The sequence below is a fragment of the Amycolatopsis sp. NPDC005232 genome (genome assembly GCF_040607795.1).
Classification (GTDB): domain Bacteria; phylum Actinomycetota; class Actinomycetes; order Mycobacteriales; family Pseudonocardiaceae; genus Amycolatopsis.
Window position 1 is genome coordinate 38,080 of the sequence record NZ_JBEXHL010000054.1, and the last position, 7,084, is coordinate 45,163.

Annotated in this window: 6 protein-coding genes; 1 reads left to right on the plus strand and 5 read right to left on the minus strand. The window is 70.2% G+C overall.

Features of this window, described 5'->3' with window-relative positions:
- Positions 1-123: 123 nt before the first annotated feature.
- From ABZU76_RS48400 to ABZU76_RS48410, 3 genes are all read right to left on the minus strand, one after another.
- A complete protein-coding gene (locus ABZU76_RS48400; RefSeq protein ID WP_354884271.1) occupies positions 124-1,119 on the minus strand; it encodes a sigma-70 family RNA polymerase sigma factor in 996 nt (331 codons plus the stop codon).
- 152 nt (positions 1,120-1,271) lie between these two features.
- A complete protein-coding gene (locus ABZU76_RS48405) occupies positions 1,272-2,321 on the minus strand; it encodes a zinc-binding dehydrogenase (RefSeq protein ID WP_354884274.1) in 1,050 nt (349 codons plus the stop codon).
- A 176-nt stretch (positions 2,322-2,497) separates the two neighbouring features.
- Positions 2,498-3,379: an alpha/beta hydrolase gene (locus ABZU76_RS48410; protein WP_354884277.1), complete on the minus strand. Its 882-nt coding sequence runs from the start codon at positions 3,377-3,379 to the stop codon at positions 2,498-2,500.
- An 81-nt stretch (positions 3,380-3,460) separates the two neighbouring features.
- Here ABZU76_RS48410 and ABZU76_RS48415 point away from each other — a divergent pair, with 81 nt between their 5' ends.
- A complete protein-coding gene (locus ABZU76_RS48415; protein WP_354884280.1) occupies positions 3,461-3,985 on the plus strand; it encodes a helix-turn-helix domain-containing protein in 525 nt (174 codons plus the stop codon).
- Between the two features lie 99 nt (positions 3,986-4,084).
- On the opposite strand, the gene ABZU76_RS48420 is transcribed toward ABZU76_RS48415, so the two are convergent.
- The gene (locus ABZU76_RS48420) at positions 4,085-6,136 is read right to left on the minus strand and encodes a M3 family metallopeptidase (RefSeq protein WP_354884294.1); all 2,052 of its coding nucleotides are present in this window, start codon (positions 6,134-6,136) and stop codon (positions 4,085-4,087) included.
- Between the two features lie 108 nt (positions 6,137-6,244).
- Complete coding sequence (locus ABZU76_RS48425; RefSeq protein ID WP_354884283.1) at positions 6,245-6,952, minus strand: histidine phosphatase family protein; 708 nt, start codon at positions 6,950-6,952, stop codon at positions 6,245-6,247.
- Between the last annotated feature and the right edge of the window lie 132 nt (positions 6,953-7,084).

Below are 7,084 nucleotides of genomic sequence, written 5' to 3' on the forward strand. Positions count from 1 at the left end.
TGGGTTTTGGTGGTGAGTTGGGCTCCTGGAGGACAGATTGTCTCCCACACCCAGCCCGCCGTATAGGTCGTTATACATTTTGAGAGAGACTGTCTACACCGGACTTGGCGCGACCCGTCAGGATCAGTCTGGGAGTGATTCGGGAAAGCCGAACAGGGTGACCAGGGCCGCGTCGTGGAACGCGACGACACGGGACACGCCGGCGGCGGTCGGGTCCAGCACCACGATGCCTCTCCCCCGGAACACGCCGGCTTCGTCTCGGCGGTACTCGACGGCAGCGGGCTGGCCATTGGCGGTGGTGGCGAGCATCCGCCAGTCCCCCGGTGCGCCCAGCACGTCCGCGGCGAGCATGCGGATGCAGTTCACCAGCCCGGCCTGCCACTCGCGGAACGGTGTCGCCTCGAGCGTCGCGTCCGCGCGCAGCACCTGTGCCAGGAGACCGGCATCCGAGCGTTCGAAGGCCGCGATGTAACCGTCGAGCAGTGCCCGGGCCCGCTGGTCAGCCGGTTCCAGCAACTGCTCCGGCCGCGGTTCCAGCTCACCCAGCCGCGCCCGGGCCCGCTGCAGCCCGCTCTTCACCGCCGCCGTGGTGGTTCCGAGTAGCTGCGCGGTTTCGGCCGCGGAGAACGCGAGCACCTCACGCAGGATGAGGATCGCGCGCTGGCGGGCGGGCAGGTGCTGCAGGCTCGCGATGAGCGCCAGGCGCAGTGATTCGCGCGCGACGACCGACGTGGCCGGGTCGTCGGCGGCGGCGGTGGTCCACCGGTCCGGCCACGGCTCGAGCCACGAGACCTCATCCGGCGCGACGGGGTTGGCCGAGGTCTCGGATCCCTCCTGGGGACCGCCCAGGCCCGAGGGCAGCATCCGGATCTTGCGCGGCTCCACCGCGGTCAGGCAGACGTTGGTGGCGATCTTGTAGAGCCAGGACCGGATCGACGCACGGCCTTCGAACCCGGCGTAGGACCGCCAGGCCCGCAGGTAGGTTTCCTGCACCAGGTCCTCGGCGTCGTGCGCAGAACCGACCATGCGGTAGCAGTGCGCCAGCAGCTCCCGCCGGAACGGCTCGGTTTCGGCGGTGAACCGGTCCCGATCCGCCGGCTCCCGCACCTGGGCCGTCATGCGGCGAGCCCAGGTCGCGGCATGACGATGACCGTGGATTGCCTGGTGACCATGCCCTGCTCCTCGTCTGGACCGCTCCCGAGGATCGGGACCGTCACCCCATAAGACCCCCAAAGTGGCACGAAGGTATCGAACCCCAGGTCAGCGCGACGTCAGGGCCGCAGGGCGAGCTTGCCGACGGTCACCCTCGACTCCAGCGCGGCGAGGGCTTGCGGGCCGTCGGCCAAGTCGTAGACGACCGGGCGTTCGGGCGGGAGGACACCGGCGGCGACGAGGGCCGACAGCTCACCCATGACCTCACCGAAGATCCGGGGAGCCGCCCGGATCAGCATCCCGAGGTTGAGGCCGACGACGTGGACCTGGTGGCGGTACACCAGGTCCCAGTTGGTGATCGCGGCTTCGCCGCCCGCCAAGCCGTAGACGACGACCCGGCCGGTGACCGGCTTGGCCGACGCCAGGCCGGCCGCGAAGCCGGCACCTCCGGCGGACTCCAGCACCAGATCGGCACCGGCACCACCGGTCAGCCGCAGGACTTCGGCGGCGAGTTCGGGGGTGGCGGAGTCCAGGACGTGATCGGCGCCGAGCGCCCGCACGGTCTCGTGCTTGCCCCGGGAAGCGGTGGCGATGACCGTCGCGTCGTAGTGCTTGGCCATCCTCACCGCGGCCTGGCCGGTCGCGCCTGCCGCGGCGTGGACCACCACCGTCTCCCCCGAGGTGAGCCGGCCCAGCGGCTTGAGCGCCGCGAGCGCGGTCGGCCGGTTCACGACCAGGCCCAGCGCCTGCTCGGCCGTCCAGCCGGCAGGAACCGGCATCGCCGCGGCCGCGGGCAGGACCGTGTACTCGGCGAAAGCACCGGGCCCGACGCCGATGACCGGGCTCCCCGGCCCCAGGCCGGTTACCTCCTCACCCAGCGCGACAACGTCGCCCGCGGCCTCGAAACCCGCCAGGTACGGCGGCTGCGGGCCACCCCGGAACACCCCGCTGGCCTGCGAGAGGTCGGCGAAGTTGACCCCGGCGGCCCGGACCCTGATCAGCACTTCACCCCGGCCGGGAGCCGGCACCGGCGCGTCGGTGATCAACCGCAGGTCTTGCGGCCCCTCGAGCGAAGTCTGCTCCAGCGCGCGCATGGTCGCGGGAATGCTCACGGCGATCAGCTCTCTTCTCGGGTTGCCGAACCGCGGCCGGCTCGGGGCGAGCCGCACCGTCGAAGAGGTAGACCTCGCGCGGAGCCGAAAGGAATCGGCCGCCGTCCGCGTGCCGGTCTTTGCAGGGGTTTGGGGGTACGTGGGGGCTTTGAGGGACCACTTGGTTTGTGCACAACGCCCAGCGGTATAGGTCGTTATACACTTCAAGGGGTGCCATCTCGCGCGGATCGTCCTCAGAGGACTGAGCGGATCGCCTCCACGACAGCGTCTTCGTGCTCCAGGTGCATCGTCTGGTGCGCCGCACCGTCGAGTGCGCGGTGCTCACCTCGCGGCACGGACGCGGCGATCGACGCGTGCAAGGCCTTGATCCCCGAGAGCATCGAATCCATCAGCTCCGGGGAGGCGAACTGCGCCCAGTACGGGTTGGCCCCGAGTGCGCTCAGCACCACGAGCGGTACGTCCGGCAGCACTCCCCCGGCGCGGACCTGGTCGTACACCTCGGTTTCGAAGTTCCGAGTCTCCAGGACCGCCGTGCGCCACTCCGTGAGGTGCTTGTCCACCAACGCGTCCCGGACACCGTCGGGCCAGCTCGCGTACAGCTTCAGCAATGCGTCACGCGACGCGTCCAGTTGCGCGGGAGTCGGCTCGGGCAGGGCGGCCAGGTCGGGCTTGAGGCTCTCGTTCAGCTCGGCGGCCTCCTTCGGCAGGAATTCCAGGATGTCCTCGTGGCCCGGATCGAGGAACACCAGGCCGGCGACCTCCCCGGGGAAGCGCTGCGCGTAGCGGCGGGCATACAGCGCCCCGAGCGAATGTCCGGCCAGCACGTAGGGCCCGGGCACGTCCGCGGCCGTCAGCAGGGCCCGCAGTTCATCCGTCACCTCGTCCGGTGTGCGGGGCAGCTCGACAGCGTCGCTCCAGCCCGTGCCGGCCCGGTCGTACACCACGCTCGTGGTGAACTCCGCGACGCGCTGCTGCACGTTCAGGAAGTCATACGCCATCAAGCCCGCGCCAGGCAGGAACACCACCGGCGGCCCGCCGGAGCCGCAGCGATGCAGCAGCAGCCGGCGCCCGGCCACGTCGTAGTGCTCGCCCAGTGGTGCCACGTCGACCTTCATCGCCGAATCTCCCGTCCCGGGCCCCCAGCGGCCCAACGTTCTCAACATTGAGAACGGTAGCAGATGTGCGAACATAACGGCGTGGACGATCTGGAACTCCTGGTGCACCCGGTGCGGCTGCGTGTGGTGCACGCCCTCTCCGGCGGGCGCCCCCTGACCACCACCCAGCTGGCCGAGCGCATCCACGACGTGTCGAAGGCGACCCTGTACCGCCACGTCGGCCTGCTCGCCGAAGCCGGAATCCTCGAAGTGGCCGAGGAACAACGCGTCCGCGGCGCCGTCGAGCGCAGCTACCGGCTGCGGCGTGACCGCGCGGTGATCGACGCGGACGCGGCAGCCTCGGCGACGCTCGACGATCACCGCAAGGTGTTCGCGACCGCGATGACGACGTTGATCGCCGAGTTCACCGCATACCTGGGCCGGGCCGGTGCAGATCCGGTCGAGGACCTGGTGGGCTACCGCCAGCACTCGGTCTGGCTGAGCCACGAGGAGCTCGCCGAGCTCATCACCGATCTCCGCGAAGTACTCCTCCCCCGGCTGCGCAACGAGCCCGCCGCCGGCCGGCGCCAGCACCTCATCAGCCCGATCTTGTTCCCTCTGGAGTGACCACGCCGGACCAAACCCCGGCCGTATAGGTCGTTATACAGTCCACAGGAGACAAAAGTGGGGCCGCCCGAGAACGGCCGGCCCCACCCGAAAAGACGATCAGGCCCCCGCGAGACCCCGGCGCTCCAGCAGCGGCTGGATCTCCGGCTGACGACCGCGGAAGTTCGCGAACGCCTCCATCGGGTCCACACTCCCCCCGCGTCCGAGCAGCGTCGAGCGGAAGTGGTCGCCGTTCTCGCGCTTGAGGCCGCCGTTCTCGCGGAACCACTGCACGGTGTCGGCGTCGAGGACCTCGCTCCAGATGTAGGAGTAGTAGCCCGCGCTGTAACCGCCGCCGAAGACGTGGTTGAAGTACGTGGTGCGGTAGCGCGGCGGCACGCTTTCCAGCGCGACGCCGGCCTTCTCCAGCGCGGCGGACTCGAAGCGCTGCACGTCGTCGACGTGGTCGTCCACGCCGAGGCGGTGCCAGGCGAGGTCGAGCAGCGACGCGGCGAGGTACTCGGTCGTCTTGAAGCCCTCGCCGTACTGCTGCGCGGCTTCCAGCTTGGCGACCTGCTCGGCCGGCAGCGGCTCCCCCGTCACGTGGTGCTTGGCGTAGTTCGCCAGCACCTCGGGCCACAGCATCCACATCTCGTTGACCTGCGACGGGTACTCCACGAAGTCCCGCGGCACGCTCGGGCCGGAGAACGTCGGGTATTCGACGCCCGAAAGCAGCCCGTGCAGCGCGTGGCCGAACTCGTGGAACACAGTGGTGACCTCGTCGAGCGTCAGCAGGGTCGGCTCCCCCGCCGGCGGCTTCGCGACGTTGAGCACGTTGACCACCACGGACTTGCGCCCCAGCAGGTCCGACTGGCTCACGAAGTTGTTCATCCACGCGCCGCCGCGCTTGGAGTCACGCGTGTAGTAATCCACGAGGAACAGGCCCATGCCGCCGCCGTCGGCGTCGAAGACCTCGAAGGTCCGCACCTCCGGGTGGTACTTCGGCAGGTCGTCGCGCTCGGTGAAGGTCAGGCCGTACAGGCGGTTCGCGGCGAAGAACACGCCGTCGGTCAGCACGCGGTTCAGCTCGAAGTACGGGCGCAGCGCCGCGGTGTCCACCTCGTAGCGCTCGCGGCGCACCTTCTCGGCGTAGAACGCCCAGTCCCACGGCTTCAGCGTCGCGCCCGGGACGTCCGCCTCGAGGTGCTGCTGCAGCTCGGCGGCCTCCACGCGGGCGTTGGCCACGGCGACCGGCGCCAGCCGCTCCAGCAGGCCCGAGGCTGCGTCGGCGGTCTTGGCAGTCTCGTCGGAGATCACGTACGACGCGTGGTCCGGGTAGCCCAGCAGCGCCGCGCGTTCGGCCCGCAGACGGACGATCTCGGCGGCGACGGAGTTGTTGTCGTACTCGTTGCCGCGGTTGCCCCGCGAGACCGAGGCGGTGAAGACGCGCTCGCGCACCGCGCGGTTCTCCAGCGACTCCAGGGCCGCCTGTGCGGTCGGGAGCGTGAGGTTCAGGACGTATTTGGCCTCTTCGCCACGAGCGGTAGCCGCTTCGGCGGCGGTGGCGATCGCGCCCTCGTCGAGCCCGGCCAGGTCGGCGACGTCGTCGAGGACCACGGCGAGCTCGTTGGTGTCGCGCAGCAGGTTCTGCTGGAACTTCGTCTGCAAGGTCGAGAGCTGCTCGTTGAGCTTGCGCAGCTTCTCCTGCTCGGCCTCGGGCAGCCCGGCGCCGGCGCGGCTGAAGTCGGTGTGCCGGCGCTCCAGCAGACGCAGCGACTCGGGGTCGAGGCCGAGGCTCTCGCGCCGCTCGTGCAGCGCGCTGATCCGCGCGAACAGCTGCGGGTCCAGGTGGATCGCGTCGGAGTGCGCGGCCAGCTTCGGGGCCAGCTCGGCCTGGATCTCCTGGATCTCGTCGGTCGAGTCCGAGCCGGAGACGTTGAAGAACGTGCCGGACGCCCGCTCCAGCAGCTCACCCGCCCGCTCCAGCGCGGCGATCGTGTTCTCGAACGTGGGCTCCGCCGGGTTCGCGGCGATGTCGTGGATCTCCGCGGCGTGGGCGGTCAGGCCCTCGTCGAACGCGGGCCGGAAGTGCTCGACCGTGATGCGGTCGAACGGCGGCAGGGCGTAGGGCAGCTCACTCGGGGTGGCGAACGGGTTGTCCGGCGAAATCATCGGGTTGGGCTCCTGGTTCTTCACGTGCTTTCCCGCGCTGATCCCGCCACCCTACGGGTTTCGCGGCCCTGGTCGAGCCGCTTTCCGCCGAGGGCGTGTCCGCCGGGCTCAGCGCCCGGTGCTACCCCCGACCACCGCGTCGCTGTCGCTCGCCTTCTTGCCGCGGCCGGTCTTCTTCGGCGGCGGCGGCACGATGCCCTTCAGGTCGCCGGCGTTCTCGTTCACGCGCAGCACGAACGGCCGCGTCTCGGTGTAACGGACCACCGACACCGACGCCGGGTCGACCACGATGCGCTGGAACGCGTCGAGGTGCTGGCCCAGGGCATCGGCCAGCACCGCCTTGATCACGTCGCCGTGGCTGCAGGCGATCCACACGGCATGGTCGCCGTGCTCGGCGGTGATGCGTGCGTCGTGCGCGCGGATCGCGGCCACCGCGCGGGCCTGCATCGCGGCCAGCCCCTCACCGCCGGGGAACACCGCCGCCGACGGGTGGGACTGGACCACCCGCCACAGCGGCTCCTTGACCAGCGTCTTCAGCTCACGACCGGTCCACTCGCCGTAGTCCACTTCGGACAGGCGCGGCTCCACGGTCTTGTCCAGACCCAGTGCGGTCGCCAACGGCGTCACCGTCTGCTTGCAGCGCAGCATCGGCGACACCACCAGCTCGGCGACGGGCACGCCGGCCAGCCGCTCGACCAGCCGCTCGGCCTGCGCGCGGCCGGTGTCGTCGAGACCGACCTTCGGCGTACGCCCCGCCAGGACGCCGGACCCGTTCGCGGTGGACTTCCCGTGCCGCAGCAAGATGACCGTACTCACCAGGCAACCCTAACTGTGTTTTTGGCCCCGCCTTCGGCAGGGCGGGCGAGATCGCCTTGGAGCCGGCTTCTGGATTGTCGCGTGCGTCGAGGAGATCGTGGACGACTCCTTCATCCGGCGGCACAACTCGCT